Annotated in this window: 24 protein-coding genes; 8 read left to right on the forward strand and 16 right to left on the reverse strand. The window is 56.6% G+C overall.

From position 1 onward, the window contains the following. Position 1 precedes the first annotated feature (1 nt). Together ACR0EV_RS13860 and ACR0EV_RS13865 are read left to right on the forward strand one after the other, a co-directional pair. Positions 2-406 carry a DUF1810 domain-containing protein gene (locus ACR0EV_RS13860; RefSeq protein ID WP_480800713.1) on the forward strand — a complete coding sequence of 135 codons (405 nt, stop codon included), beginning with the start codon at positions 2-4 and terminating at the stop codon, positions 404-406. A 79-nt stretch (positions 407-485) separates the two neighbouring features. Continuing rightward, entirely contained in the window at positions 486-767 is a 282-nt protein-coding gene (locus ACR0EV_RS13865; protein WP_480800627.1) for an SCP2 sterol-binding domain-containing protein, read from the forward strand. Between the two features lie 2 nt (positions 768-769). Here the strand turns inward: ACR0EV_RS13865 and ACR0EV_RS13870 are convergent, their stop codons facing one another. The 8 genes from ACR0EV_RS13870 to ACR0EV_RS13905 all read right to left on the reverse strand — a co-directional run bounded on the left by ACR0EV_RS13870 (position 770) and on the right by ACR0EV_RS13905 (position 9,411). After that, complete coding sequence (locus ACR0EV_RS13870; RefSeq protein ID WP_480800628.1) at positions 770-1,696, reverse strand: 3-hydroxyacyl-CoA dehydrogenase NAD-binding domain-containing protein; 927 nt, start codon at positions 1,694-1,696, stop codon at positions 770-772. Then, positions 1,696-2,436 (reverse strand): SDR family NAD(P)-dependent oxidoreductase, encoded by a 741-nt coding sequence (locus tag ACR0EV_RS13875; RefSeq protein ID WP_480800629.1) that lies wholly within the window; start codon positions 2,434-2,436, stop codon positions 1,696-1,698. Before ACR0EV_RS13875 ends, ACR0EV_RS13870 begins: the two co-directional genes overlap by 1 nt. After that, on the reverse strand, positions 2,436-3,854 hold the full coding sequence (locus ACR0EV_RS13880) for a gamma-aminobutyraldehyde dehydrogenase (protein ID WP_480800630.1): 1,419 nt from the start codon (positions 3,852-3,854) through the stop codon (positions 2,436-2,438). Before ACR0EV_RS13880 ends, ACR0EV_RS13875 begins: the two co-directional genes overlap by 1 nt. Before the next feature lie 11 nt (positions 3,855-3,865). Next, positions 3,866-4,795: a 3,5-dioxohexanoate:acetyl-CoA acetone transferase gene (kce, locus tag ACR0EV_RS13885; protein WP_480800631.1), complete on the reverse strand. Its 930-nt coding sequence runs from the start codon at positions 4,793-4,795 to the stop codon at positions 3,866-3,868. Next, on the reverse strand, positions 4,792-5,586 hold the full coding sequence (locus ACR0EV_RS13890) for an SDR family NAD(P)-dependent oxidoreductase (RefSeq protein ID WP_480800632.1): 795 nt from the start codon (positions 5,584-5,586) through the stop codon (positions 4,792-4,794). The genes kce and ACR0EV_RS13890 overlap by 4 nt, the downstream gene beginning before the upstream one ends. Beyond that, a complete protein-coding gene (betC, locus tag ACR0EV_RS13895) occupies positions 5,583-7,118 on the reverse strand; it encodes a choline-sulfatase (RefSeq protein WP_480800633.1) in 1,536 nt (511 codons plus the stop codon). The genes ACR0EV_RS13890 and betC overlap by 4 nt, the downstream gene beginning before the upstream one ends. Beyond that, complete coding sequence (locus ACR0EV_RS13900) at positions 7,115-8,254, reverse strand: aromatic ring-hydroxylating oxygenase subunit alpha (RefSeq protein WP_480800634.1); 1,140 nt, start codon at positions 8,252-8,254, stop codon at positions 7,115-7,117. Before ACR0EV_RS13900 ends, betC begins: the two co-directional genes overlap by 4 nt. A 140-nt stretch (positions 8,255-8,394) precedes the next feature. After that, positions 8,395-9,411: a GlxA family transcriptional regulator gene (locus ACR0EV_RS13905; protein ID WP_480800635.1), complete on the reverse strand. Its 1,017-nt coding sequence runs from the start codon at positions 9,409-9,411 to the stop codon at positions 8,395-8,397. 181 nt (positions 9,412-9,592) lie between these two features. Here ACR0EV_RS13905 and msrA point away from each other — a divergent pair, with 181 nt between their 5' ends. Then, entirely contained in the window at positions 9,593-10,264 is a 672-nt protein-coding gene (gene msrA / locus ACR0EV_RS13910; RefSeq protein ID WP_480800636.1) for a peptide-methionine (S)-S-oxide reductase MsrA, read from the forward strand. On the opposite strand, the gene ACR0EV_RS13915 is transcribed toward msrA, so the two are convergent. Together ACR0EV_RS13915 and ACR0EV_RS13920 are read right to left on the reverse strand one after the other, a co-directional pair. After that, positions 10,261-11,133, reverse strand: a complete 873-nt coding sequence (locus ACR0EV_RS13915; protein WP_480800637.1) for a ribokinase — start codon at positions 11,131-11,133, stop codon at positions 10,261-10,263. The genes msrA and ACR0EV_RS13915 overlap by 4 nt on opposite strands. 3 nt (positions 11,134-11,136) lie before the next feature. Continuing rightward, positions 11,137-13,392, reverse strand: coding sequence for an NADP-dependent malic enzyme (locus tag ACR0EV_RS13920; RefSeq protein ID WP_480800638.1), 2,256 nt, complete (start codon positions 13,390-13,392; stop codon positions 11,137-11,139). A 162-nt stretch (positions 13,393-13,554) separates the two neighbouring features. Between ACR0EV_RS13920 and mutS the strand changes: the two genes are divergently transcribed. Then, positions 13,555-16,170: a DNA mismatch repair protein MutS gene (gene mutS / locus ACR0EV_RS13925; RefSeq protein ID WP_480800714.1), complete on the forward strand. Its 2,616-nt coding sequence runs from the start codon at positions 13,555-13,557 to the stop codon at positions 16,168-16,170. A 58-nt stretch (positions 16,171-16,228) separates the two neighbouring features. Here mutS and ACR0EV_RS13930 read toward each other — a convergent pair whose 3' ends face one another. After that, on the reverse strand, positions 16,229-16,792 hold the full coding sequence (locus ACR0EV_RS13930; RefSeq protein ID WP_480800639.1) for a nucleotide exchange factor GrpE: 564 nt from the start codon (positions 16,790-16,792) through the stop codon (positions 16,229-16,231). 10 nt (positions 16,793-16,802) lie between these two features. Then, positions 16,803-17,867 (reverse strand): heat-inducible transcriptional repressor HrcA, encoded by a 1,065-nt coding sequence (hrcA, locus tag ACR0EV_RS13935; protein ID WP_480800640.1) that lies wholly within the window; start codon positions 17,865-17,867, stop codon positions 16,803-16,805. 112 nt (positions 17,868-17,979) lie between these two features. Here hrcA and rph point away from each other — a divergent pair, with 112 nt between their 5' ends. Genes rph through ACR0EV_RS13955 form a run of 4 tightly spaced genes read left to right on the forward strand, consistent with a single transcriptional unit; the run spans position 17,980 to position 20,804 of the window. Next, the gene (gene rph / locus ACR0EV_RS13940) at positions 17,980-18,693 is read left to right on the forward strand and encodes a ribonuclease PH (protein ID WP_170655392.1); all 714 of its coding nucleotides are present in this window, start codon (positions 17,980-17,982) and stop codon (positions 18,691-18,693) included. Next, on the forward strand, positions 18,690-19,304 hold the full coding sequence (rdgB, locus tag ACR0EV_RS13945; protein WP_480800641.1) for an RdgB/HAM1 family non-canonical purine NTP pyrophosphatase: 615 nt from the start codon (positions 18,690-18,692) through the stop codon (positions 19,302-19,304). The genes rph and rdgB overlap by 4 nt, the downstream gene beginning before the upstream one ends. Next, a complete protein-coding gene (hemW, locus tag ACR0EV_RS13950; protein ID WP_480800642.1) occupies positions 19,294-20,448 on the forward strand; it encodes a radical SAM family heme chaperone HemW in 1,155 nt (384 codons plus the stop codon). The genes rdgB and hemW overlap by 11 nt, the downstream gene beginning before the upstream one ends. 2 nt (positions 20,449-20,450) lie before the next feature. After that, positions 20,451-20,804, forward strand: coding sequence for a YbaN family protein (locus tag ACR0EV_RS13955; RefSeq protein ID WP_480800643.1), 354 nt, complete (start codon positions 20,451-20,453; stop codon positions 20,802-20,804). Here the strand turns inward: ACR0EV_RS13955 and ACR0EV_RS13960 are convergent. From ACR0EV_RS13960 to mnmG, 4 genes are read right to left on the reverse strand one after another with little or no spacing between them, the layout of a single operon-like run. After that, a complete protein-coding gene (locus ACR0EV_RS13960; protein WP_480800644.1) occupies positions 20,794-21,690 on the reverse strand; it encodes a ParB/RepB/Spo0J family partition protein in 897 nt (298 codons plus the stop codon). The genes ACR0EV_RS13955 and ACR0EV_RS13960 overlap by 11 nt on opposite strands. 20 nt (positions 21,691-21,710) lie before the next feature. Beyond that, positions 21,711-22,514: a ParA family protein gene (locus tag ACR0EV_RS13965; protein ID WP_480800645.1), complete on the reverse strand. Its 804-nt coding sequence runs from the start codon at positions 22,512-22,514 to the stop codon at positions 21,711-21,713. After that, positions 22,507-23,127, reverse strand: a complete 621-nt coding sequence (rsmG, locus tag ACR0EV_RS13970) for a 16S rRNA (guanine(527)-N(7))-methyltransferase RsmG (RefSeq protein WP_480800646.1) — start codon at positions 23,125-23,127, stop codon at positions 22,507-22,509. Before rsmG ends, ACR0EV_RS13965 begins: the two co-directional genes overlap by 8 nt. After that, a complete protein-coding gene (mnmG, locus tag ACR0EV_RS13975) occupies positions 23,124-24,992 on the reverse strand; it encodes a tRNA uridine-5-carboxymethylaminomethyl(34) synthesis enzyme MnmG (protein WP_480800647.1) in 1,869 nt (622 codons plus the stop codon). Before mnmG ends, rsmG begins: the two co-directional genes overlap by 4 nt.

Genomic DNA, 24,992 nt, shown 5'->3' on the forward strand with positions numbered 1-24,992 from the left:
TATGTTCATCGAGGCGCAGGACACGGTTTGGGCCGATGTCCTGCGTGAATTGGAACAGGGGCAGAAATCCAGCCACTGGATGTGGTTTGTGTTTCCGCAACTGGCCGAGCTGGGCCAATCCCATATGGCGCAGCTTTACGGCATCGAAGATCTGGACGAGGCAACGAGCTATCTGGCCCACCCGGAACTGCGCCGTCGGCTGACGGAAGCAGCGTCGCTGATGCTGTTGCACAAAGGACGAGATGCGGCTGACATTCTGGGCGGAGTTGACGCGAAGAAGCTGCGGTCTTCTATGACGCTGTTTTCTTCTGTCGCGGATGCTCCGGCTGAGTTTCAGGCCGTTCTCGACGCCTTTTACGGTGGTCAGGCCTGCGATCGGACAACCCAGATACTCGACGCGTCATAAAGCCAAGCTCCCGTTGGGTCAGCCTTGCCTGCGCGCGGTCTGACCCTTTACGCATTCGGAAACTGCGAAAGGAACCCGGATGCTGCAAGACATCGCTGATGGAATTCAAAAGGGCCTGAACGGCAAAACCTTTGATGGCTCGTTGAAATTCGACTGTGGCGAGGACGGGGTAATTGTTCTGGCCGACAATCAGGCCACGACGCAGGATCAGGACACGGATTGCACCATCCGTATCTCACAAGACAACCTGACCAAGCTACTGACCGGGAAACTGAACCCGATGACGGGTGTCGCCATGGGCAAGCTCAAGATCTCGGGCAATATGGGCGTTGCGATGAAGCTGGGGCAGTTGTTGGGCTGAGTTCAGCGCAAATCTGCGATGGATTTCTGCATCGCCAGAATCAACGCGTCCCGCTGCCCGGACAACTCGGCTGGAGTTTTCCCAGCGGCCTCATCTTTCACACCATCAGCAAGCTGCTGAGCGACCTCATCGGTTAAGTAAACCTGACCCAGATCGTCCCACCATCCGTTGAACGTATCGGTGAAGTGGTCGCAGAACGCCTTCAGCCCACCTTCCCCTGCGCCGAGGTTGAACAACATGGTCGGCCCCATCGCCGCCCACCTGACACCCGGTCCGGCCCAAACGGCTTTGTCCACATCTTCGACCGAGGCAACGCCCGATACCACAAGATGAATGGCTTCGCGCCACAACGCAGCTTGCAATCGGTTTGCAACATGGCCGGGGACCTCTTTGTTGACCCGGATCGTGGTCTTGCCCACGCTTTCATAAAACGCCTGCGCCGCATCAACGACGCCATCGGCGGTTTTCTCATTTCCCATCACCTCAACCAGCGGGATCAGGTGCGGTGGGTTGAAGGGATGCCCTAACACAAAATGTGACGGATTAGACCAGCCCGGTTGCATTTGTCCCAGTGTTAGACCCGATGCAGAGCTGGCGACGATCGCGCCCTTAGACAAAGCAGGCTCAATCTCGGCAAAGGTTGCATGTTTGATCTGCAAACGCTCAGGCACGTTTTCCTGAACAAATCCCGCATCAGCCACTGCGGCAGCAGCGCTGGAATGAAACGTGATGGCGTCCGGGTTTCCGTTGCCCGTCAGACCCAGTGCATCCAGCGTCGGCCATGCATTTTCTACATACTGGCGTACTTTCTTTTCGACGTTCGGGTCCGGATCAAAAAGGGCAACAGAACGTCCGGATGCCAGAAAAAGCGCTGCCCAACTGGCCCCGATGACGCCCCCGCCCAAGCAGGCCGTGTGTTGTATTTCCATCAGAACAATCCCGGGTTCAAAGGTGAAGCTGCCGTCATTCCGCCATCCACGGTGAAAAGTTGGCCTGTCGCAAAACTTGCCTCATCCGAAGCCAGCCAGACCGCCATGCTCGCGATATCCTTGGGCTTGCCAAAACGACGCGCGGCATGGCGAGCGATTGCGTCCCTTCGCGCGGCGTCGGGGTCATTGGCCAGCTCGAACCCGGCGTCCAGCATTCCCGTTTCGATCCATCCGGGGCAAATCGCGTTGCAGCGGATCTTTGGCCCGTGATCGACCGCAATGGAACGGGTCAAGCCATGCACAAACGCCTTGGACGCGTTGTAAAGCGCCATGGATGGATCGGCGATATTCCCTGAAATAGAGCCTATATTGATGATCGCAGCGCCCTCATCCATCCGGGGTATGAAAGCCCGGCACATATTGAAGACGCCCTTGCAATTGGTGCCAATCACAGCATCCCAATCTGCGTCCGAGCTGTCTGGAACCGTCTTTTCAACCTGCACACCAGCATTATTCACGAGAATATCGGTGCCATCTGTGGCCTCGGCCATCGCTTCGACCGCAACCACATCCGTAACATCCAGCGGATGCCAGATGATGTCGTCAGCCAGCCCATCGGGCCGTGCCCCGCGTCCACATGTCGTCACTGTCGCGCCTTCACGGCGAAAGGCCTCGACTATTCCGCGACCAATGCCTTGTCGACCACCAGTGACCAGCGCTCTTTTCCCAGTCAACCGCATCAGTGTGCCACCATCACGTGGCGCACGGACGTGTAAGCATCCAGCGCATAAACCGACATGTCACAACCCGTGCCAGACCCTTTCATCGCAGCCCAGGGCATTTCCGCCGCCGGCATTCCGTGCGTATTCACCCAGGTCATGCCGTACCGCAGCTGCGCCGTCATTTTCATTGCGGTCGAGACATCCTTGGTCCAGACAGACGACGCCAACCCGTACCGTCCGGCGTTGGCAACCCGCAGGGCTTCGCCCGCCTCGGTAAACCGCGACAGAGTCACGACCGGGCCGAACACCTCGCTGCACGCGATTTCAGCGTTATTATCCACATTTGCGACGACTGTTGGCTGATAGAAGAACCCTTCCCCTTCACCAACCTTGCCGCCTACGGCGATTTCAGCGCTGCTGCGGGCGCGATCGACAAATCCCGCAACCCGGTCGCGTTGGGCCGCTGATACGATGGGCCCCATTTCTGTGCCTTCGGCCTTGGGCGCACCGATCCTGATCTGACCAACCTGGTCGGCGACTGCAGCAAGGACCTTGTCGTACACAGCATCCTGCACCATCACCCGACAGGGCTGAGCACAATCCTGACCTGCGTTGAAGAACGAACCGTATCGGATTGTTTCGGCCACGGCGTCGATATCGGCGTCATTGAACACGATGACAGGTGCCTTGCCCCCCAGTTCCAGATGCACATGACGGATCTGGTTGGATGCCGCCCGCATCGCGGCCATTCCGGTCGCAGGTGAGCCGGTGATGGAAATCCCTTCAATCCGAGGGTCATTGATGAGGCTGTCACCAACCGACATGCCCCGACCATGGACCACGTTCAACACACCTTTGGGCAATACATCTGCCAGCAACTCTGCCAACCGCAGCGTGGCCAGCGGTGTGATTTCGGACGGTTTCATAACAATGGTGCACCCTGCCGCCAGGGGCGCAGCGATCTTCCATGCCGCCATCATAAGTGGATAGTTCCACGGTGCGATGGACGCCACGGGGCCAATCGGATCTTTGCGGATCATCGACGTGTGGCCAGCCGCGTATTCGCCCGTCACCGACCCGCTCATGGTGCGCGAGGCCCCCGCCATGAAACGGAAAGTGTCGATGGTCAGAGGCATCTCTTCATCGCGGGCCATCGGCCATGGCTTGCCAACATCAAGGGTCTCTAACTCGGACAATTCGTCGATATTGGCCTCAATCACGTCGGCAATTGCGTGCAGGTATCCGGCGCGTTCGACGGGGGGTGCCAACCGGTAGGTCTCAAACGCCCCATGAGCCGCCTGTGTTGCGGCCTCGATCTGTTCGGGCGTGGCTTCGGGCACCTGTGCGACGGTTGCCCCGGTCGACGGGTCCAGAACCGGCAGCGCATCGCCACCGCCCACAACCATCTCCCCATTAATCAGCATCTTTGTCTGCATGTCGTTTCCCATCAGAATGCGGTCTGGTCATTGCCCTTCAGGCCCAAGCGTTGACGAGCCTCGTCCGGTGTAGCGACCGTCAGGCCAAGATTTTCGATGATTGAGCGAATCTTGCGGACCTGATCGGCGTTAGACTTCGCCTTTTCACCGGGCCCGATGTAAAGGCTGTCTTCCAACCCAACCCGCACGTTGCCACCAAGGATCGCTGCTTGTGTCGTAAAGGCCATCTGGTGGCGACCTGCGGCCAGCACCGACCATTCATAGCTGCCGCCAAACAGCTTTTCGGCAATTGTGTGCATGTGCATCAGGTTGTCGGGGTCGGCCCCCACGCCACCCAGAATACCAAACACCATCTGGATAAAAAACGGTGGTTTCACCCAGCCCTGATCGACCACCCAAGCCAGGTTGTAGAGATGTCCCAGATCATAGCATTCAAACTCGAACTTCGTGCCGTGACCTTCACCCAATTCCTTCATCGCATATTCGATATCTGCAAACGTGTTGCGGAAAATGAAGTCGCGGGTCATGTCCAGAAACTCGGGTTCCCAGTCATGTTTCCAGCCCGAGTATTTCTGCATCATGGGAAAGATGCCGAAGTTCATCGACCCCATATTCATGCTGGCCATTTCGGGGCTGGCCCGCAACGCGGCGCGCAGGCGTTCTTCGCGGGTCATGCCCAACCCGCCACCGGTTGAGACATTCATCACAGCACCGGTTGCTTGCTTGATGCGGGGCAGGAACTGCATGAAAAGGTCAGGATCCGGATCTGGTCGACCGTTTTCCGGATTGCGGGCATGAAGATGGATGATCGAAGCCCCGGCCTCGACGGCACTGATGCTGGCCTCGGTGATTTCGTTGGGAGTGATAGGCAGGTGTTCTGACATGGTCGGCGTATGAATCCCGCCAGTCGGAGCACATGTAATGATAACCGGCTTGCTCATAGCTTCATCTGCTGGACTTGTGCGCTCAGCCCCCCGTCCAGAACCCAAAGTTGACCGCTGGCATAGCGCGCCTCGTCCGAGGCCAGCCAGTTCACCAGATTGGCGATGTCGTCGGGCGTGCCATATGTGCGCATCGGGTGCACATCGCGCACGGCCTGCTGCAACTGGTCGATGGTCTTGCCGCCGCCGCCCGAGCCATCGCCGGTAAAGAAGCTTTGCAACATGGGAGTGTCGATGTAGCCGGGGCATATGGCATTCACGCGAATACCCTCCGGTCCGTGATCACACGCCATCGCACGCGTCAGTGCATGAACCGCACCTTTGGTCGCGCAATAGGCGGCAAGGCCGGGGTCCGCAATGAACCCATCATAACTCCCGAAATTGATGATCGAGGCCGAGGCTCCCGACGCGGCCCCTATGCGCAGCAGAGGCAGCGCATGTTTTGAGGTCAGGAACGTACCAGTGACGTTCACAGCAAAGGACAGGTTCCATTCCTCAAGCGTGGTCTGTTCAATGGTCTTTTCGATCTCGATACCAGCGGCGTTGACCAGAATGTCCAATTGGCCAGCTTCGGCCTTAACCTGATCCATCGCGGCAATTGCATCAGCTTCTTGCGTGACGTCCAGCTTCACAAAGATGCTGCCATCGTCATCATGAGCCGCCAGGGACCCTTCTGGCGTCAGATCAGCCGCATAGACCCGCGCACCTTCCAGCAGAAAACGTGCCACGATCGCGCGCCCGATCCCGCCACGCCCACCTGTCACCAGGGCCGTTTTGCCGTCCAGCATCATTCTTTGGTCTCCTTCAATGGCGGATAGCGATAGCGAGTCGCTGCAACCGTCCAGTCCATGTGATTGCGGACATATTCCTGCGTGGCATCGCGTGGCGGGGTGTAATCCCAGGCCTCTCCGGCACCCGCCTCCATCGCGGCGTGCAAGGCGCGCCGAGACTTTTGCGTTGCAATGACATCCGCACGTAGGCTTTCGCTGTTCCAACGTCGCGCTACTTCTTCAGCAAACTGCGCGGACTGCTCAGAGTAAGCCGGGTCATGGGCCACATTCACCTTTTCCAACGGATCCCTAGATAGGTCATAAAGCTGAGGTGGGTCCGGGTCGCAGTGAATATACTTCAACGGCCCGCGCCGGATCATGAACACCGGATAGGGCGTCATCTCGGCGCAATACTCGCCGACGGCTTCATCCACAGGGTCAGATTCTCCGCGCGCAAGAGGCATCAAGGACCGGCCATCAATCGGCTCCCCGAAGATCGCATCAGAACCGCCAGCGATGTCCACAAAGGTCGGGAGCAGATCGAGCAGCGAGCAAGCGTTGTCGGCATACCCTTTGGCAACACCGGGGCCAGCCATGATCAAAGGCACTCGGGCAGAGTGTTCAAAGAAATTCATCTTGTACCAAAGCCCCCGCTCACCCAGCATATCGCCGTGGTCTGCGGTGATGATGACGATGGTATTGTCTAACACACTGATGTCTTCCAAAGCTTTGACCATCGAGCCGACCTTGCTGTCGAAGTAACTGACATTAGCCAGATAAGCGCGGCGCGCACGGCGGATTTCTTCCTCGGTCAGAGGGACATAGCTTGCCTCAATCCCATCCATGACGCGACGTGAGAACGGGTCTTGTTCCTCAGGCGTCAGTGTAAATTCCGGCATCGGGACGTCTGCGTCGGAATACAGGTTCCACCACTCGGGCTTGGCCACATAGGGGTCATGGGGATGAATGAAGCTGGCCACCAGGCAGAACGGAGCATTATCCCCAGCCGCCCGATCGCGGCCCCTGTCGATCAGCCAGCGGCGCGCGGCAAATTCGACCTCATCGTCATAATCCGTCTGGAAAGTGGCGACCGCCTCGCCACTTTCCTTGACCGTTTGCATGTTGTGATACCACTTGTCGATCCGTTCATCCGGGGCTTCCCAGTCCGGGGTCCAGGCAAAGTCGGCGGGGTAGATGTCGGTGGTCACACGGTCCTGAAACCCGTGTTTCTGGTCCGGCCCGACAAAATGCATCTTGCCCGACAGGCAGGTCCGGTAGCCCAGCGCCTTGAGGTAATGCGCAAAGGTCGGGACCGAGGCGCGAAACTCGCTGGCGTTGTCATAAGCAGCGATCCGGCTGATCAACTGCCCGGACATGAACGCAAATCGTGACGGTGCGCAGAGAGGTGAGTTGCAATAAGCCGCGTCAAATCGCATCCCGCGCGCGGCAAGCGCGTCGATGTTTGGGGTCTTGACCGTGGGATGGCCGTACGCGCCGCAAAAATGCGGCGCCAGTTGATCGGCCATGATCACAACGATGTTGGGCCGTTTCACGGTGCAGCCTTTGCATAGGCGTCCAGTACAAGCCCGTGGAAATGATGCACCGCATGTTCTGATTTGCCCGAACCATTGGGATCATGCACGATCCGACCTTGCGTAAAGGCCGGGGTGCTCATCCCGCGCTGAACGCTTTCGACAATGTCGATGTCTTCGCGTTGCAGAACCTCATCGAGATAGCGGATGGCTTCCAGCTCGGCCTCATCAGGTTCCGGGGTTTCAAGGAAGAAATCATAGGTTTCGAGCGTCCGGTCAGGACCTATCGGGATGATATTCAGCACGATCATCGAAGACCGCCCCGGATAGCGCATCAGACATGTTGTGGGCCACAACCACCAAACTGCATGGGTGCGCACAGTTGCATTGGACACGTCATAAGCCGTGTTGGCACCCTTACCCGCCTCGGCCATGTGGCTGGAGTAGATGCCGTATGTGGTCACCTTGTAGGTGTCCATATCGACCAGATCACAGAAATCCTTGTGCGCGGTCGGGCAGTGGTAGCATTCAAGGAAGTTGTCGACGACGTTCTTCCAGTTTGACTTGATGTCATAGGTCAGGCGATGACCAAATGTCAGCTGCTCGATATCCGGTGCCCAATGACGGATTTCGGTTTCCAGATTTCCGGAAACTTCGCGCAAAGGCTCAGCATTAGGGTCTAAATTGACGTAAATGAACCCGGCAAACTCTTCGACCTGTACTTGGTCCAGACAGATATCCGAAGTTTTGAAATTGGCGAGACTCTCAGTCTCGGGCGCGCGCACCAATTGGCCGTCCAGCTTATAGACCCAGGCGTGATATGGGCACATGATGCGCGTGGTTTCGCCTTCGCCCGACAGCAGATGATGGGCGCGGTGTTTGCAAACATTATAAAACGCACGCAGTGTTCCCTCGCGGTCGCGCACAACGGCAATGGGACGTCCGGCGATTTCGACGGTTGTGTATGACCCCGGAGCGCGCAGCTTTTCAACATGGCACACCCATTGCCAGGTCTTGGCCAGCACTTCGTTTTGATCGACCTGATACCAGGACGGATCAACATAGGCTTCGGCCTTCAGGGAACTGGTATTGAAGGGATCGGTGCTAAAACCATCGGAAATCCGCTCGAACTGGGTTTTGGACGGCAGCTGGCTCATGGGTGGCTCCACAGCTCAGGGGCAGGTTTTGCCCCGGTGATTGACGTGTGGCGGGTATGATCTTCTGAGTCTTTGTCGGCTACTTAACTTTTTCCGCCTGATTATTTTCTATTTTAGCCAAATTGATGATCGTGATGCCGCTAGTCTTTAGGTTTGCGATGCATCGGCCAGGCGCGGAATTCGAATGGAACCCTGCCCTCGACCCGGTCGCGCGTCGGGGGCAGGCCAAATCTCTCTTTATAGGCCCGACTGAAATGCACGGGGCTGGAAAAACCTGACGCCAGGGCGACCTCTGCAATGGGAAGCTCGGTCTGCGTGACCAGGCCACGCGCCCGATCCAGCCGAATATCACGGTAATAAAGCACGGGCGTTTTCTTGATGTAAGTCGCGAACAGCCGATCCAGTTGGCGATGGGAGATTCCCGCGCGCTTGCAAATCTGGGGAACGGGAATGGGCTCCTCAAGATTGGCCTCCATCACCTGAATCGCCGTTTTAAGCTTGGAGGGCACTGTCGTTCCCAAAGGCTCGGTTCGTTGGGGTTGTTGTTGTTCCGCAGGGCCGCGCAAACGGTCGTGAAACACGTACCTGGCCGCTGCATTGGCAAGAGCGCTGCCATGTATCCCCTGAAGGATTTGCAGGCCAAAATCAGTTGCTGCAGACCCACCGCAACAGGTAAGCCGGTTGCCGTCCATAACATACAGATTCTCCACAACCTCAATTTCTGGATAAAGCTCCTGCAAGGCATCGATATGCTCATAATGAACGGTGGCGCGCCGCCCGTTCAACAACCCGGCCTGCGCCAGTATGAAGGCACCCGTATCCAGGGCACCCAAAGTCGCGCCGCTGCGCGCAAGTTGGCGCAAGGCTGTTCCCAATTTGGATGTCAGGTGCCGTTCCGGTGTCCAGCTGGACGAGACAATGACAATATCAGCCTCGGTGAACGAAAGCGCGTCCAGCGGTTGAGTTTCAATGCCGGCGCCGTTGCTGGACACACAGAAACCACCTGCTTCTGACAGGAAGTCCCATTTGAAATAGGGCTTTCCGTCCAAGTAGTTGGCCGCGCGAAACGGGTCGATGAACGCCATGGTCGCCGCCATATTGAAGCTGGGCGCAACTATGACCAGCACGCGCGTCGAAACCTGCATATCCTGTGTCATCGATCCTGAATCCAACCTTGCATCACCACATCCCAGAAAAGGTCTTTTGATTGCGAGACACAAGGTTTCTTCGGACGTGGCTGAAGCTGATAAACTCGTCTCACCAGCGCGTGACATGGGATGTCAGGCAATTGCATGTTGGTTCAAGTCGGGTCACCTTGGATCTGAAAGGAGACCTGACATGACACGGACTGCTTATCTCGACACGCTTAAACCAGCCCTTCTGTTCACGCTGATCGCCTTGGCGGCAATGCTGCGCGCTTTGCCTGCGCCGGCGGCGGGAACAGAAACACTGACAGTAGCCGGAGGATGTTTCTGGTGCGTTGAATCTGATTTTGAGTCGGTCCCCGGGGTCATCGAGGCCGTTTCAGGCTATACTGGCGGCAAATCAGCAAATCCCACTTATGATCAGGTCACAAAAGGGGGAACCGGCCACTATGAGGCGGTGCAGATCACGTTCAATCCGGCCCAGGTCTCGCGTGAAACACTTTTGAACATGTTCTTCCGCTCAGTCGACCCCACAGATGCCGGGGGGCAATTCTGCGATCGCGGCGACAGTTACCGCACGGCAATTTTCGTCTCTAACACAGGGGAAAAGGCTTTGGCCGAGAAGGCAAAAGCAGATGCGCAGCGGGCTTTGGGCCAGACAGTTGTAACGCCCATCCTGAACGAAGGCACTTTTTACCCAGCCGAGGCGTATCATCAGGATTACTACAAGGGGAACAAACTGATCTTCACCCGCTTTGGACCCAAGCGACAGCACAGCGCGTACAAAGCTTACCGCAAAGCCTGCGGCCGTGACGCGCGCGTCAAACAGCTTTGGGGTTCTGACGCGCCGTTTGTCGGATCTTAATCGAAAGACGCGTCGCGCACCTCTTTCAGGTCAGGAATAACATCAGCCGTCCCGTGCCGCGTAACCATCAGGGCCGCGGCGCGATTTGCTTGCAGAATAGCCTGTTCCATCGGCATCCCGCGATCCATGCCTGCCAGTACATAGCCGGTGAAGGTATCGCCTGCCCCCGTGGTGTCGACGGCCTGCACCTTGTGCGCTTCAAACTCGACCGGATCACTGCCATTCTGCAAATACCGCGCGCCTTTTGAACCCAGCGTGACAATCACGTGCCGCACCGGCAGATCAGCGGCGTTTAAGCCGGTTTCCTGACGCAGCTGTTCAGCCTCGACCTCGTTGAGGATCAGAAAATCCAGATAAGGCAGAACCGCCTTTACCGCCTGGGCCTGAAACGGTGCAGCGGCATAGCACACGGTTAATCCCATCCGGTGCCCCAACTGCGCGGCTTCAACCTGTGCGTTGGTTTCATTCTGCAGGATCAGCAGGTCACCCGTGCTTGCCGATGACAGCGCTTGTCCCAGATCGCTGACCTCTAACGCATGATTGGCACCGGGATACAGGATGATCAGGTTTTCGCCCTCAGCATCCACGGCAATAATTGCGTGCCCGGTCGGTACATCTGCCTCTGAAATGTAACGCGTATCCACGCCATATTCCGTCAATCGGTCTTTCGCCCAGCGCCCATCATGGCCGACAGCGCCGATATGGCTGACACGCGCCCCGGCCCGAGCCGCTGCCACCGACATATTGGCCCCCTTGCCACCCAGAAACCGGTCCAACCCAAGGGCGGCCAGAGTTTCCCCCGGCGCAGGCAAATGCGGCAGGTCATAAACCATATCCGCGTTGATCGAGCCGAGGTTCCAGATCGTCATGACTTATCCAATATCGCATGAGGCCAGAATGGCCATGTTGAGAATGTCGTTCGCGGTCGAGACGGTGGAACAAATCTGAATCGGCTTATCCACGCCCGACAGGATCGGGCCAATTACGGTCGCGCCGCCCATCTCCTGCATCAGCTTGGTCGAGATCGAGGCAGAGTGCCGCGCCGGAACGATCAAGATGTTCGCCGGACCTGTCAGACGCTGGAAAGGATAAGTGGCCTGCTGATCCACGTTCAGGGCCACATCAACCGTCATTTCGCCTTCATACTCGAAATCAACGCCGCGCTGGTCCAGAACTGCGGGCGCGCGGTGCATCTTCTCGGCGCGTTCCGAGACCGGATAGCCAAATGTCGAGAAACTTACAAACGCAACGCGTGGCTCCAGACCCATGTGTCGGGCGACGGCTGCAGAGCGCTCGGCGATATTGGCCAGATCGTTTTCGTCCGGCCATTCATGCACCAGAGTGTCCCCAATCAGGACAATCCGACCTTTGTGCAAAAGGGCCGTCACACCAGCAGCCCCGTGCGCAGCATCGGCGTCAAAGACGTGATTGATCCGATCCAAAACATGGGCCGACTTACGCGTCGCGCCCGTGACCAGCCCATCCCCATGGCCATGGGCCAGCATCAATGACGAGAACACGTGCCGATCCCGCGCGGCAAGGCGGTGAATGTCCTTGCGGTCAAAACCCTTACGTTGCAGGCGCTCATAAAGGAAGTTCGAATAAGTCTCGAGATGGGTGGTATTGGCGGCGTTCACAACTTCGATTTCTCGTACCGCATCCCCAAGACCCGTGGCTTCCAGCTTTTCTTTGACATCATCCGCGCGTCCGACCACAAGCGCTTTACCAAAGCCTGAACGCTGATACATGACCGCAGCGCGCAGCACCCGTGGATCATCGCCCTCGGCAAAGATCATCCGGCTTTGGGCTTGACGCGCACGGGCGTTTAAACCGCGCAGGATGCTTGCGGTCGGATCCATGCGGGATTTCAGGCTTAGTTCATACGCGTCCATATCAATGATCGGACGCCGCGCTGCACCAGTATCCATTCCGGCCTTGGCAACGGCTGGTGGAATACGGTGGATCAGCCGCGGGTCAAACGGTGTCGGGATGATATAATCGCGCCCGAAGGTCAGCGATTTGCCATAGGCCATGGCGACCTCATCCGGTACATCCTCGCGCGCCAGATTGGCGAGCGCGTGGGCGCAGGCAATCTTCATCTCGTCATTGATGGCGCGGGCATGGATGTCCAAAGCGCCCCGGAACAGGTAGGGGAAGCCAAGCACGTTGTTGACCTGATTGGGATAATCGCTGCGCCCGGTGGCAACGATGGCATCCACGCGAACCTCGTGTGCTTCTTCCGGTGTGATCTCGGGGTCCGGGTTCGCCATCGCGAAAATCACCGGGTTGTCAGCCATGCTGGCGACCATTTCTTGTGTGACCGCACCCTTGACCGAAACGCCCAAGAACACATCCGCGTCCTTCATCGCATCTTCCAGCGTACGCAAATCCGTGGTGATGGCGTGGGCGGACTTCCACTGGTTCATACCTTCGGTCCGGCCCTGATAAATCACACCTTTAGTGTCACAGACGATGCAATTCTCGTGCCGTGCGCCCATCGCTTTCAGTAATTCGATACAAGCGATCCCTGCCGCGCCCGCACCGTTCAAAACAATCTTTACATCCTCGATCTTCTTGCCCGAAATATGTAGCGCGTTCAGCAATCCTGCGGCACAGATAACCGCCGTGCCATGCTGGTCATCATGGAAGACAGGAATATCCATCTCTTCCTTCAGGCGCTGTTCGATGATGAAACACTCGGGCGCTTTGATGTCTTCCAAATTGATGCCACCAAAAGTCGGCCCCATCAGACGCACCGCACGGCAGAATTCATCCGGGTCTTCGGTGTCCAGCTCGATGTCGATCGAGTTCACATCGGCGAACCGCTTGAACAGAACGGATTTCCCTTCCATCACCGGCTTCGAGCCCAGCGCGCCAAGGTTTCCCAGACCAAGTACCGCCGTTCCATTCGAGATCACGGCCACCAGATTGCCCTTGTTGGTGTAGTCATAGGCAGTCTCGGGCGCTTCGGCGATGGCTTCACAGGGAACAGCCACACCGGGGCTGTAAGCCAGTGACAGGTCACGCTGCGTGGTCATGGGAACAGTGGCTTGCACTTCCCATTTGCCGGGGGTGGGGTCCAGGTGAAAGGCCAGCGCCTCTTCTTTGGTGATCTTCGCTTTGGGCATCGGAAATGTCGTTTCTTTGCATCTGTTGGGCTGTTGCCTCATAGCGCAGGCAAAGGCGCGCCTCAACGACAATACGTTTTCGCCTTTCGTCGCAGGGGCCGGGTTTGTAAGGTCACGCCCGGAAACGCCAAAAGGGGGCCGCCTTTGTCCACAGTCACGCCGATGATGGCGCAATACCTCGAAATCAAAGAGGCCCACGCCGATGCATTGCTGTTCTATCGCATGGGCGATTTCTACGAAATGTTCTTCCAAGATGCCGTCAATGCCGCCGAAGCGCTGGACATCGCACTGACCAAGCGCGGCAAACACAATGGCAACGATATTCCCATGTGCGGTGTGCCTGTGCATTCAGCCGAAGGGTATTTGCTGACCCTGATCCGCAAAGGCTTTCGCGTTGCTGTCTGCGAACAAATGGAAAGCCCTGCCGAAGCGAAGAAAAGAGGCTCTAAATCAGTCGTAAAGCGGGGTGTTGTGCGACTGGTGACGCCCGGCACACTGACGGAAGACGCCCTGCTGGAGGCCCGCCGCCACAACTTTCTGGCCGCCTATGCCGAAGTCCGGGACGAGGCCGCTCTGGCCTGGGCCGACATCTCGACCGGTGCGTTTCACGTGATGCCTTTGACCGGCGCACGCCTCAGCCCGGAACTGGCCCGGCTGGCCCCGTCCGAATTGATCGTGGCAGACGGGGCGCAAGACAAATTGCAAGAACCCGTTCGCGATCTTGGGATTTCTCTGACACCTGTGGGACGTGCCAGTTTTGACAGCACAGCGGCGGAAAAACGCATATGCGGTTTGTTTCACGTCGGTGCTTTGGATGCATTCGGGAACTTCGGTCGCGCCGAAGTCTCAGCGATGGGCGCGCTAATCGACTATCTTGAGATTACGCAAAAAGGCAAATTGCCCCTGCTGCAAACCCCCCTCAAGGAATCGGAAGACCGCGTTGTCCAAATTGATGCTGCAACACGCCGCAATCTAGAACTGACGCGGTCGCTCTCAGGCGGTCGCACCGGATCGTTGTTGTCCGTGGTCGACCGTACCGTCACACCCGGTGGCGCACGGTTGCTGGAACAGCGCCTGTCCAGCCCATCGCGCAATCTGGACGTGATCCATGCGCGCCTGGATGCGGTAAGCTTCGCAGTTGAGGACAGCCTGATTGCGTCAGACCTGCGTGAAGCACTGCGCAAAACACCGGATCTGGACCGCGCCTTGTCGCGGTTGTCGTTGGACCGAGGCGGTCCGCGCGATTTGGCCGCCATTCGCAACGGGTTGGCGCAAGCGGCTAAAATTGCGGAATTGTGCGAAACCCAAGATTTGCCAGTACTGTTATCGACCGCCGTCCAAAACCTGACCGGGTTTGACGACCTTCTCGGACTGCTCGACGAGGCACTTGTCGCCGAGCCGCCCCTGCTGGCGCGTGACGGCGGGTTTATCGCTCCAGGCTTTGATGCCGAATTGGATGAGGCCCGCACCCTACGCGATGAAGGCCGCTCGGTTATAGCTGGTTTTCAGCAAAAATACGCGGAGCACACAGGCATCAGCTCATTGAAGATCAAGCACAACAATGTGCTGGGGTATTTCATAGAAACGACCGCGACCCACGCCGAGAAAATGCTGAATCCACCCTTCAGCGAGACCTATATTCACCGTCAGACCACTGCCAATCAGGTGCGATTCACCACCGTCGAACTCTCGGAAATCGAAACTCGCATCCTTAACGCTGGAAATCTGGCGCTTGAGATCGAAAAGCGGCTCTATCAAAGACTTTCTGACGAAATTTTAGCCCTTGCCACCCGACTCAACCAAGCCGCCCGAGGGCTGGCTGAACTGGATTTAACAACGGCATTGGCCGATCTGGCGCGTGGTGAAAACTGGTGTCGGCCACAGGTCGACAGCACTCGCACCTTCGACATTCAAGGCGGCCGCCACCCGGTTGTAGAACACGCCCTCCGCCAGCAAAGCGGCGATGCCTTTGTCGCCAATGATTGCACCCTCAGCGCTGATCAGGGTGCGGCCATCTGGTTGCTGACCGGGCCCAACATGGCCGGTAAATCGACGTTCCTGCGCCAGAACGCCCTGATCGCTCTGCTGGCCCAGATGGGCAGCTACGTGCCTGCCGAACGGGCCCATATCGGCGTCGTCAGCCAACTCTTCAGTCGGGTCGGCGCGTCGGACGATCTGGCCCGCGGTCGATCAACCTTTATGGTTGAAATGGTCGAAACTGCTGCGATCCTGAACCAGGCCGACGACCGTGCGCTGGTTATTCTGGACGAAATCGGACGTGGCACTGCCACCTATGACGGCCTCTCAATCGCGTGGGCCACACTGGAACATCTGCACGCCTCCAACAAATGCCGCGCTCTGTTTGCAACTCACTATCATGAGCTCACAGCTCTGGCTGGCAAACTGGAAGGTGTCGACAACGCAACCGTTGCGGTCAAAGAATGGGAAGGCGAGGTGATCTTCCTGCATGAGGTCCACAAGGGTGCCGCCGACCGATCCTATGGTGTGCAAGTCGCCCAACTTGCCGGCCTGCCAGCATCGGTTGTCGAACGCGCCCGTGTCGTTCTGGATCAATTGGAGAAAACCGAACGCGAAGGTGGAAAACAAAAAGCTCTGATCGACGATCTGCCACTGTTTTCAGCCGCGCCACCGCCTCCGCCACCTGCCCCACAGGCCTCGCCTGTCACGGATATGTTGGATGATGTCTTGCCGGACGAGCTCACCCCTCGTGAAGCGCTCGACCTGATCTACAAACTGAAAGAGGCGGCCAGAACCTGACCGCCCCTTCATCTTTTCAAAAATACTCTCGCCGAAGGCTTGGCTTTGAAAAAGCCAATCAGCTTGCCGGCGTCGAAGACACGCCAACCTGCGCCGGACGCAGCAAACGGTCGTGCAGCATGAACCCTTCGGCAGACACCTGAATGATGTCCCCTGCCCTGGTGCCCGGCACCGGGGCTTCGAACATCGCCTCATGCACGTTTGGATCGAACCGGTCGCCGACCTCAGGTGTGATCACTTCAATCCCGTGCTTCTGGAACACATCCTTCAGCGCACGCATGGTCAGCTCAACACCTTCCAACAGGCCAGCAGCAACTTCTTTCTGCTCATCCGTTGCGGCCTCAAGCGCGCGTTTCAAGTTGTCGTAAACCGGCAGCATGTCACGGGCCAGCTTCGACCCGCCATACTGTTCCGCATCCCGACGCGCCTTGTCGCCGCGCTTGCGCGCGTTCTCAGCGTCCGCCAGTGCGCGCATAAACTTGTCTTTATAGTCATCCCGCTCGGCGCGCAGCTCATCGAGCTCCAGCGCTTCATCGCTGATCTCTGCAAACTCTTCGGCCAGCTCTTCCGCTTCCGCAGCCATGATGTCGTCCAGAAAATCTTCGTTCTTGGGCTCTGCCATCTCTTACCCTCTAGCTCCGGTCGGATATCAACTTACCGACCAGTTGCGCCGTATAATCCACGATCGGCACGATCCGTCCATAATTCAGACGCGTGGGCCCGATGACCCCGACTGCACCGATTATCTTACGATCAGCGTTCATATATGGAGACACCACCAAAGAGGAACCCGAAAGTGAGAAAAGTTTGTTCTCAGACCCAATAAAAATGCGCACACCTTCGCCATCTTCGGTCAATTCAAGGAATTCCGCGATGTCACGTTTGCGTTCCAGATCGTCAAACAGGGTTCGAATCCGGTCAAGCTCCTCGGCCTGACCCGGTTCATTCAACAGATTCGCCCGCCCACGCACGATCAAACGGGCCGAGTCGCCGCCATCTCCGTCCCAGGCGGCCATTCCGCTTTCCACCATCTCACGCGCCAGAATGTCTATTTCCTGCTTGCGCGCGTCGATCTGCGTTTGCATCTGTCGACGCACTTCGCTCAGCGTCCGCCCCTCGATAAGCGCATTGAGGAAATTCGCAGCCTCGCGCATTGAACTGGGGGTTTGCCCCGGCGGCGGGGTAAACAGACGGTTTTCCACATGACCATCCGAGAAAACCAGAACCACCAATGCCCGGTCATGACCCAGAGAAACAAACTCAATATGTTTGATTTCTGATTCATGCTTGGGTGTCAAAACCAGCGAGGCGCCTTGTGTCACGTGTGACAAAGCAGACCCCACACGGTCCAGCATTCCGCCAACATCGCCCGTGTTAGAGCCTAATGTCTGTTCCAGTTTCTGCCGATCATCGGCACCCAGATCGCCGACCTCAAGCAGCCCGTCCACAAACATCCGCAGACCTTGCTGCGTAGGAATTCGACCTGCACTGACATGGGGGCTGTCCAGAAGGCCCAGAAATTCCAAATCCTGCATCACATTGCGAACGGTCGCGGCGCTCACTTTTTCGGACAGGGTGCGCGTCAAGGTGCGACTGCCAACCGGCTCACCGCTTTCCAGATAGCTCTCGACAATCAACCGAAACACTTCGCGTGACCGGTCGTTCATCTCATCCAGAATTTTGCTTGCTTCGCTCATGCGTCTTCCCCTGCTCGTTCGTCATTAAATAGCAGGCAAATGAAAGGTCAATCGGGGTTGCATCGTAACGCTGCGGGGCGTTATCCCCAACCCAGCAAACAAAGGAATTCCGATGCGACCCTCTGGAAGAGATTTAAGCGAAATGCGCGCCGTTTCAATCGAAACGGGGTTTACCAAACATGCCGAAGGTTCCTGCCTGATCAAAATGGGCGACACGCACGTTTTGTGCACTGCAACGATCGAAGATCGCGTGCCGCCCTTTATCAAAGGCTCGGGCCTGGGCTGGGTCACAGCAGAATACGGTATGCTGCCCCGCGCCACCAACACCCGGATGCGGCGTGAAGCTGCCAGCGGCAAGCAAGGCGGTCGCACGGTGGAAATCCAACGCCTGATCGGCCGCGCCCTGCGCGCTGGTGTGGATCGGGTCGCGCTGGGTGAGCGTCAGATCACTGTAGACTGCGACGTGATCCAAGCCGATGGCGGCACCCGATGCGCGTCGATCACCGGCGGCTGGGTGGCCCTGCGTCTGGCCGTGAACAAGCTGATGAAAGCGGGCGACGTCATCTCGGACCCCTTGGTGGATCCAGTTGCGGCTGTGTCCTGCGGTATTTATGCCGGTCAACCGGTTCTGGATCTGGATTACCCGGAAGACAGCGAAGCGGGTGTTGATGGCAACTTCATCATGACCGGATCCGGCAAACTGATCGAAGTGCAGATGAGCGCCGAAGGCTCGGTCTTTAGCCGCGCGCAGATGGATCAGCTTATGGATCTGGCCGAAAAAGGCGTCGGCGAATTGGCTGCCGCGCAAAAGGCCGCAACCGCATGACCCGCAAGTTCGATGGGGACAGGCTGCTGGTTGCCACCCACAACAAAGGCAAGCTTGAGGAGATGACGCATCTCCTCGAACCTTTTGGTGTCACTGTCGTCGGCGCGGGCGAGATGAACCTTCCCGAGCCGGAAGAGACCGAAGACACATTTGTCGGCAACGCGCGGATCAAAGCCCACGCTGCCGCCAAAGCCACCGGCCTGCCTGCCCTGTCGGACGATTCCGGGATCACCATCGACGCGCTGGACGGCGCGCCGGGGGTTTACACTGCTGACTGGGCGGAAACGGCAAATGGTCGTGATTTCCTAATGGCCATGACCCGCGCACATAATGAGCTGGAGGCTAAAAACGCCCCTCACCCACGCACTGCGCAATTCCGTTGTACATTGGTTCTGGCCTGGCCCGACGGACATGATGAAGTATTCGAAGGCATCGCCCCGGGCCACCTGGTCTGGCCGATCCGCGGCAAGGATGGATTCGGCTATGACCCGATGTTTGTTCCGGACGGGCACGACATTACCTTTGCCGAAATGGATCGCTGGGAAAAGAACAAGATCAGCCACCGCGGCCGCGCGGTTGAGAAGTTCGTGAAAGGCTGCTTTGGCGGATGATTGGCGCAACGGGGGCTTTGGCCTTTATATCCATTGGCCTTTTTGCGAGGCCAAATGCCCCTATTGTGACTTCAACAGCCATGTTTCAAAGAAAATAAACCAGAAACAATGGCTTACTGCTTATCTGAGCGAGCTGCGCCGCGCTGCCTCTGAAACGCCGGGTCGGGTACTGAACACGATTTTCTTTGGGGGTGGCACCCCGTCTCTGATGGACCCGGAAACCGTTTCTGACGTGATTGATGAGGCGCGCGCGCTCTGGCACCCGTCCAATGACATGGAAATCACGCTTGAGGCCAACCCCGGATCGGTCGAGGCAGGTCGGTTCGCGGCTTATCGAGATGCAGGCGTAAATCGAATCTCGATGGGCGTTCAGGCCTTAAATGACGAAGATTTGCGTCGGCTGGGCCGGATTCACACAGTCGCCGAGGCCCGCGCCGCCTTTGACATTGCACGTGCCTGCTTTGATCGTGTGAGTTTTGACCTGATCTATGCCAGACAGCACCAAACACCCGAAGCCTGGCGCGCGGAACTGAACGAAGCCCTGTCAATGGCCGTGGATCACCTGTCGCTGTACCAATTGACGATCGAGGACGGAACTGCCTTTGGCGACCGCTATGCCGTTGGAAAACTGCGTGGCTTGCCCGAAGATGACAGCGCCGCCGACATGTATTTGATCACGCAAGAGATTTGCGAAGCGCACGGTTTGCCCGCTTATGAAGTGTCCAACCATGCTCGCGCAGGTGCGGAGTCCCAGCACAACCTGATCTATTGGCGTTACGGAGATTATGTCGGCATCGGCCCCGGTGCTCATGGACGGGTCACCCTGGACGCCGAAAAATACGCAACCGAGACATACCTGAATCCGCAACGCTGGCTTGACGCAGCCGAGCGCGGCAGCGGGGAAAAAGACAGAACCTTGCTAACTTACGAAGATCAGGCAAACGAGTACCTTATGATGGGTATGAGGATTTCAGAGGGGCTAGATATAGACAGATGGGAAACCCTATCCGGTCGAAAACTTCCAAAGAACACTATTGATCATCTCTCTGAAATAAAAATGATTGAACATAGTAACGACAGGATTCGGGCGACTGCGGACGGCCGGGCCGTTCTGAATGCCGTCATCCGGGAACTATTAAGCTAGCCATGCACTACCTGTGGGCAGGACTGGGATTATTTTGTGTTGCTCTGGCGATGGTTGGGGTTGTTCTTCCCCTTCTGCCAACCGTGCCATTCCTGCTATTGGCGGCGTTTTTCTTTGCCAGATCATCGTCACGCCTTCACACGTGGCTGCTGACTCATCAACTGTTCGGACCGTTGATACAAGATTGGCAAAGCTCTGGTGCTATACGGCCTGCGGCAAAAAAGGCGGCAACTGTTTCCGTCGCCGCCGTTTTTGGTCTCTCAATTTGGATGTCCGCCCCGGTTTTCGTTTTGGCCATTCAAGCCATTGTCCTGGGCGGTGTATTGGTCTTTATCTGGACGCGGCCTAACGGCTGAGCTTGGCGCACAAATCGTCAAGCTGGTCCAGGTTCTCATACGTCAGAACAACCTGACCCGTTTCTGTTCCAGCCTTGTGATTGATCGAAACTTTCATCGCCAGAATTGCAGACAGGTCTTTTTCCAACGCCCGCGTATCGGCATCCTTACCCGCATCCAGGTTTCTGGACCGAGGCGCAGGGCGTTCTGCGTCACCTTGTTGCTGCTTTTTGACCAAAGCTTCGGTTGCGCGGACCGACAAACCTTCTTTGACGATCTGCTTCGCCAACTCCGAAGGGTTTTCGGCCGTAATCAGAGCCCGAGCATGTCCAGCGGAAATTTTTCCTTCAATAACAAATGCTTGGACATCCATTGGCAAGGACAAAAGACGCAGAAGATTTGCAATATGGCTACGGCTCTTACCCAAAGCTTCGGCCAGCTTTTCCTGCGTGTGGCCAAAACGATCCATCAGCTGCTTGTAGCCAGCGGCCTCTTCCACCGCGTTCAGGTCCGCGCGCTGAATGTTCTCAATGATCGCAACTTCCAGAACTTCGGTGTCGTCAAAATCGCGCACAATGACCGGAATATCATGCAGCTGCGCCATTTGCGCCGCCCGCCAACGACGCTCCCCTGCAACGATTTCGAATTCATCAGCTCCGGTCGAACGGACAATCAAAGGCTGGATAATACCCTTTTCCTTGACCGAGGCAGCCAATTCGTCCAGCTGCTCGTGCAGGAACGTGCGGCGCGGCTGATTAGGGTTCGCTTTCAGCTTTTCGATTGGAACTTTCAGATCAGGCCGACGCGCTTCGGTTGGCGCCCGCCCTTCTGCTTCGGGGTTCACATCCGCCATAAGGGCCGAAAGGCCGCGCCCCAAACCCCGGGATTTTGCTTTCTTGGCGCTCATGTCGCCCTCCTCACTTCCGCCTAAGCAGCGGTTTTATTGTTCTTGTGCATGATCTCGCGGGCCAGATGCCGATAGGCCATCGCACCAAGCGAACCCGAGTCATATTGCAAGACCGGCAGCGCATATGACGGAGCCTCACTGACCCGCACATTTCTGGGTATCTTTGTCTTAAAGACCATCTCACCCAGATTGTCACGCGCATCCTTCTCAACCTGACGAGACAAGTTGTTGCGGTTGTCATACATGGTCAACACAACACCTTCGATTCTCAGGTCAGGATTTGCGGTTTGTCGAACTTCTCTGATCGTCAACATTAATTGCGACAAACCTTCCAGAGCAAAGAACTCACTTTGCAACGGTACAAGGACGGAATGTGCCGCAACCATGGCGTTGACGGTCAGCAGATTCAAAGAAGGCGGACAATCGATAAGGATGAAATCCAGGTTAAAGACATCGACCGAAGTCTGCCGCAACGCATCATGCAACAAATAGCTTCGCTTCTCATTGGATATCAATTCAATGTCAGCAGAACTCAGATCAACGGTTGCCGGAACAACCAGAAGGTTTTCGATCTCGGTCTCTTGAACAACAGCCTCCAACGGCGCGTCGTCCAAGATCAGATCATAGGTTGTCCAATCCCGATCCTCTACACCCAATCCGGTGGACGCATTCCCTTGAGGGTCAAGATCAACCACCAAAACCCTGCAACCGGATTCCGCCAGCCCTGCTGCCAGATTGATTGCCGTCGTTGTCTTCCCTACTCCGCCCTTCTGATTGGCGACCGCAATAATCCGAGGTCCTGAAGGTCGGGACAGATCAACCACGTGATACTCCTTTAATTTTAAGGATAACGGCCTGAGGTTCAGTTAAACTTGTAATCGGCTCGACGTCGAAATTCCATTCCTCTTGCGCATCTGACAGTTCTTTTTTCCAGTTTGCGCCTTTGGGCAACAAGGCCGTACCATTTTTACTTAAATGCCTGTCACAGAACGATAATAACACCCGCAACTCTGCCAATGCGCGCGCTGAAAGGATATCGGCGCCCAAATGATCCACGCTTTCGATTCGCTTAGAAACCACTAGGCACTGTACTCCACACTCCCGAGCAACACTGCGTAAGAAGGCAGATTTCCGTTGATCGCTTTCAACAAAGGTAAATTGCGACTTCGGTGATTGATCGGCTGCAATCAAGGCGCACACCATACCCGGAAACCCGCCCCCGCTTCCTAAATCTACCCAGTTCTCGAACTTTTCCGCGCAGCCGAAAACTTGCACAGAGTCAAGGATGTGACGGTCCCAAATGTGTTCAAGACTATTGCGGGACACAAGATTAATCTTGGGATTCCAGCGCCTCACCAATTCAACGTAAGCCTCCAAGCGCTCGAATGTTTCACGTGAAACATTCAACCGTTCAAATGCAGAATAGTCGGGTGTCATGCCTGTCGAACCCTTTGGTCCCGACGGAGTTTTGCAAGAACAAGAGTAAGTGCGGCAGGAGTAACCCCTTCTACGCGGCTCGCCTGTGCAATGTTTTCAGGTTTAGCTTGTGAGAGCTTTTGTTTCATCTCTGACGATAGACCATCCAACGCGAAATAGTCGAAATTCCGGGGAATTACGTAGGATTCATCCCGCTTCATTGCTTCCACATCACGTTTCTGACGCTCTATATAGTTTGCGTAAAGCGCGTCGCGCTCAATCTGCAGTCTGATTTCTTGGTCTACGCCCTGTAGGTCCGGAATCAAAGGCAAGAGATTATCGAAAGATACGTCCGGAAAAGCCAAGATCGCCATTCCATCCCTACGATTGCCGTCTTGGTTGACGTTTATCCCAGCGGACAACACTTCTTTTGGTGTATAGGTGCGTTCTGCCAATCTAGTTTTTACTGCATCAAGCTGAGCCATCTTGTCTTCGAAATGCAGCCGTCGGTTGGCTCCGACACATCCAAGATCAATACCAATCGGCGTCAAACGTTGATCTGCGTTATCTGCGCGCAGGGAAAGCCGGAATTCAGCTCGTGACGTAAACATACGATAGGGCTCAGCCACGCCGCGCGTGGTCAAATCATCTATCATCACACCGATGTAGCTGTCAGATCTGGTGAAATGCACAGGATCACGACCTTGCACCTCTAACGCGGCGTTGAGGCCAGCGACCATCCCCTGCGCGGCCGCTTCCTCATAACCCGTAGTACCATTGATCTGGCCTGCCAAGTACAACCCAGGAACATCGGGCAGCGACAGGGTTGCGGTCAAGACACGAGGGTCGACGTAGTCGTACTCAATAGCATATCCGGGCTGCAGGATCTCCGCATTTTCAAGACCTTTAATGGATCGAACATACTGCAACTGCACATCTTGTGGCAATGATGTCGAGATACCATTGGGGTAGATCGTATGATCGTTGACGCCTTCAGGCTCCAGGAAAATCTGATGCGATTCCTTGTCAGCAAACCGCACAATTTTGTCCTCAATAGAGGGGCAATACCGAGGACCTATGCCATCAATATGACCGCCATACATGGCGGACTTCGAAAGATTGGCCTCAATAATCTCGTGCGTTTTCGCGTTGGTATGTGTGATTCCACACGAAATCTGAGGGGCAACCACGTCGTTCGACAAAAACGAGAACAACGTTGGGTCCTCATCTCCGTCTTGACGTTCAAGATCAGACCAATCGATTGTCCGTCCATCCAAACGTGGTGGCGTGCCCGTTTTCAACCGTCCCAGCGGCAGATCATAACTGTCCAGACGTTCCGCGAGCTTTACTGATGGGCGATCCCCCATGCGGCCACCCGGGCGAGAAACATCTCCGATATGGATGACGCCCCGCAAAAACGTGCCAGAGGTCAGAATGACAGCGCGCCCAGAAATCTCTGAGCCATCTGCCAGCGCAACTCCGGAAACACGCGGGCCGTCCATGATAAAATCAACGACCTCACCGACAATAACAGACAGGTTGGGCTGAACCTGTGTTTCTTTCTGCATTGCTGCCCGGTAAAGGGCACGGTCCGCTTGTGTCCTAGGACCTTGTACTGCAGGGCCCTTTCGGCGATTCAGCAAACGGAACTGAATACCAGCTTGGTCTGCAACACGTCCCATAACGCCATCCAAGGCGTCAATCTCGCGTACCAGATGGCCTTTCCCTAAACCACCAATCGCTGGATTGCAGGACATAACTCCGATATCTGATGCAGACAGCGTTACCAGCGCGGTACTTGCCCCCATCCTGGCAGATGCGTGCGCAGCCTCGGTACCGGCGTGCCCAGCTCCAATAACGATCACATCAAACTTCGAATGTTTCAC

This window comes from Ruegeria sp. CF8 (genome assembly GCF_056537285.1).

Bases quoted from the DNA above. Each gene is read 5' to 3' on its own strand.
- ACR0EV_RS13875 (WP_480800629.1), bottom strand. From the start codon at position 2,436: ATGCGGTTGACTGGGAAAAGAGCGCTGGTCACTGGTGGTCGACAAGGC.
- ACR0EV_RS13920 (WP_480800638.1), bottom strand. From the start codon at position 13,392: ATGCCCAAAGCGAAGATCACCAAAGAAGAGGCGCTGGCCTTTCACCTG.
- rsmG (WP_480800646.1), bottom strand. From the start codon at position 23,127: ATGACACCCGACTATTCTGCATTTGAACGGTTGAATGTTTCACGTGAA.
- msrA (WP_480800636.1), top strand. From the start codon at position 9,593: ATGACACGGACTGCTTATCTCGACACGCTTAAACCAGCCCTTCTGTTC.
- ACR0EV_RS13930 (WP_480800639.1), bottom strand. From the start codon at position 16,792: ATGGCAGAGCCCAAGAACGAAGATTTTCTGGACGACATCATGGCTGCG.
- rdgB (WP_480800641.1), top strand. From the start codon at position 18,690: ATGACCCGCAAGTTCGATGGGGACAGGCTGCTGGTTGCCACCCACAAC.
- hrcA (WP_480800640.1), bottom strand. From the start codon at position 17,867: ATGAGCGAAGCAAGCAAAATTCTGGATGAGATGAACGACCGGTCACGC.
- ACR0EV_RS13870 (WP_480800628.1), bottom strand. From the start codon at position 1,696: ATGGAAATACAACACACGGCCTGCTTGGGCGGGGGCGTCATCGGGGCC.
- ACR0EV_RS13890 (WP_480800632.1), bottom strand. From the start codon at position 5,586: ATGATGCTGGACGGCAAAACGGCCCTGGTGACAGGTGGGCGTGGCGGG.
- ACR0EV_RS13865 (WP_480800627.1), top strand. From the start codon at position 486: ATGCTGCAAGACATCGCTGATGGAATTCAAAAGGGCCTGAACGGCAAA.
- ACR0EV_RS13960 (WP_480800644.1), bottom strand. From the start codon at position 21,690: ATGAGCGCCAAGAAAGCAAAATCCCGGGGTTTGGGGCGCGGCCTTTCG.
- ACR0EV_RS13905 (WP_480800635.1), bottom strand. From the start codon at position 9,411: ATGACACAGGATATGCAGGTTTCGACGCGCGTGCTGGTCATAGTTGCG.
- ACR0EV_RS13860 (WP_480800713.1), top strand. From the start codon at position 2: ATGTTCATCGAGGCGCAGGACACGGTTTGGGCCGATGTCCTGCGTGAA.
- ACR0EV_RS13880 (WP_480800630.1), bottom strand. From the start codon at position 3,854: ATGCAGACAAAGATGCTGATTAATGGGGAGATGGTTGTGGGCGGTGGC.
- ACR0EV_RS13955 (WP_480800643.1), top strand. From the start codon at position 20,451: ATGCACTACCTGTGGGCAGGACTGGGATTATTTTGTGTTGCTCTGGCG.
- kce (WP_480800631.1), bottom strand. From the start codon at position 4,795: ATGAGCAAGCCGGTTATCATTACATGTGCTCCGACTGGCGGGATTCAT.
- ACR0EV_RS13900 (WP_480800634.1), bottom strand. From the start codon at position 8,254: ATGAGCCAGCTGCCGTCCAAAACCCAGTTCGAGCGGATTTCCGATGGT.
- rph (WP_170655392.1), top strand. From the start codon at position 17,980: ATGCGACCCTCTGGAAGAGATTTAAGCGAAATGCGCGCCGTTTCAATC.
- mutS (WP_480800714.1), top strand. From the start codon at position 13,555: ATGATGGCGCAATACCTCGAAATCAAAGAGGCCCACGCCGATGCATTG.
- ACR0EV_RS13915 (WP_480800637.1), bottom strand. From the start codon at position 11,133: ATGACGATCTGGAACCTCGGCTCGATCAACGCGGATATGGTTTATGAC.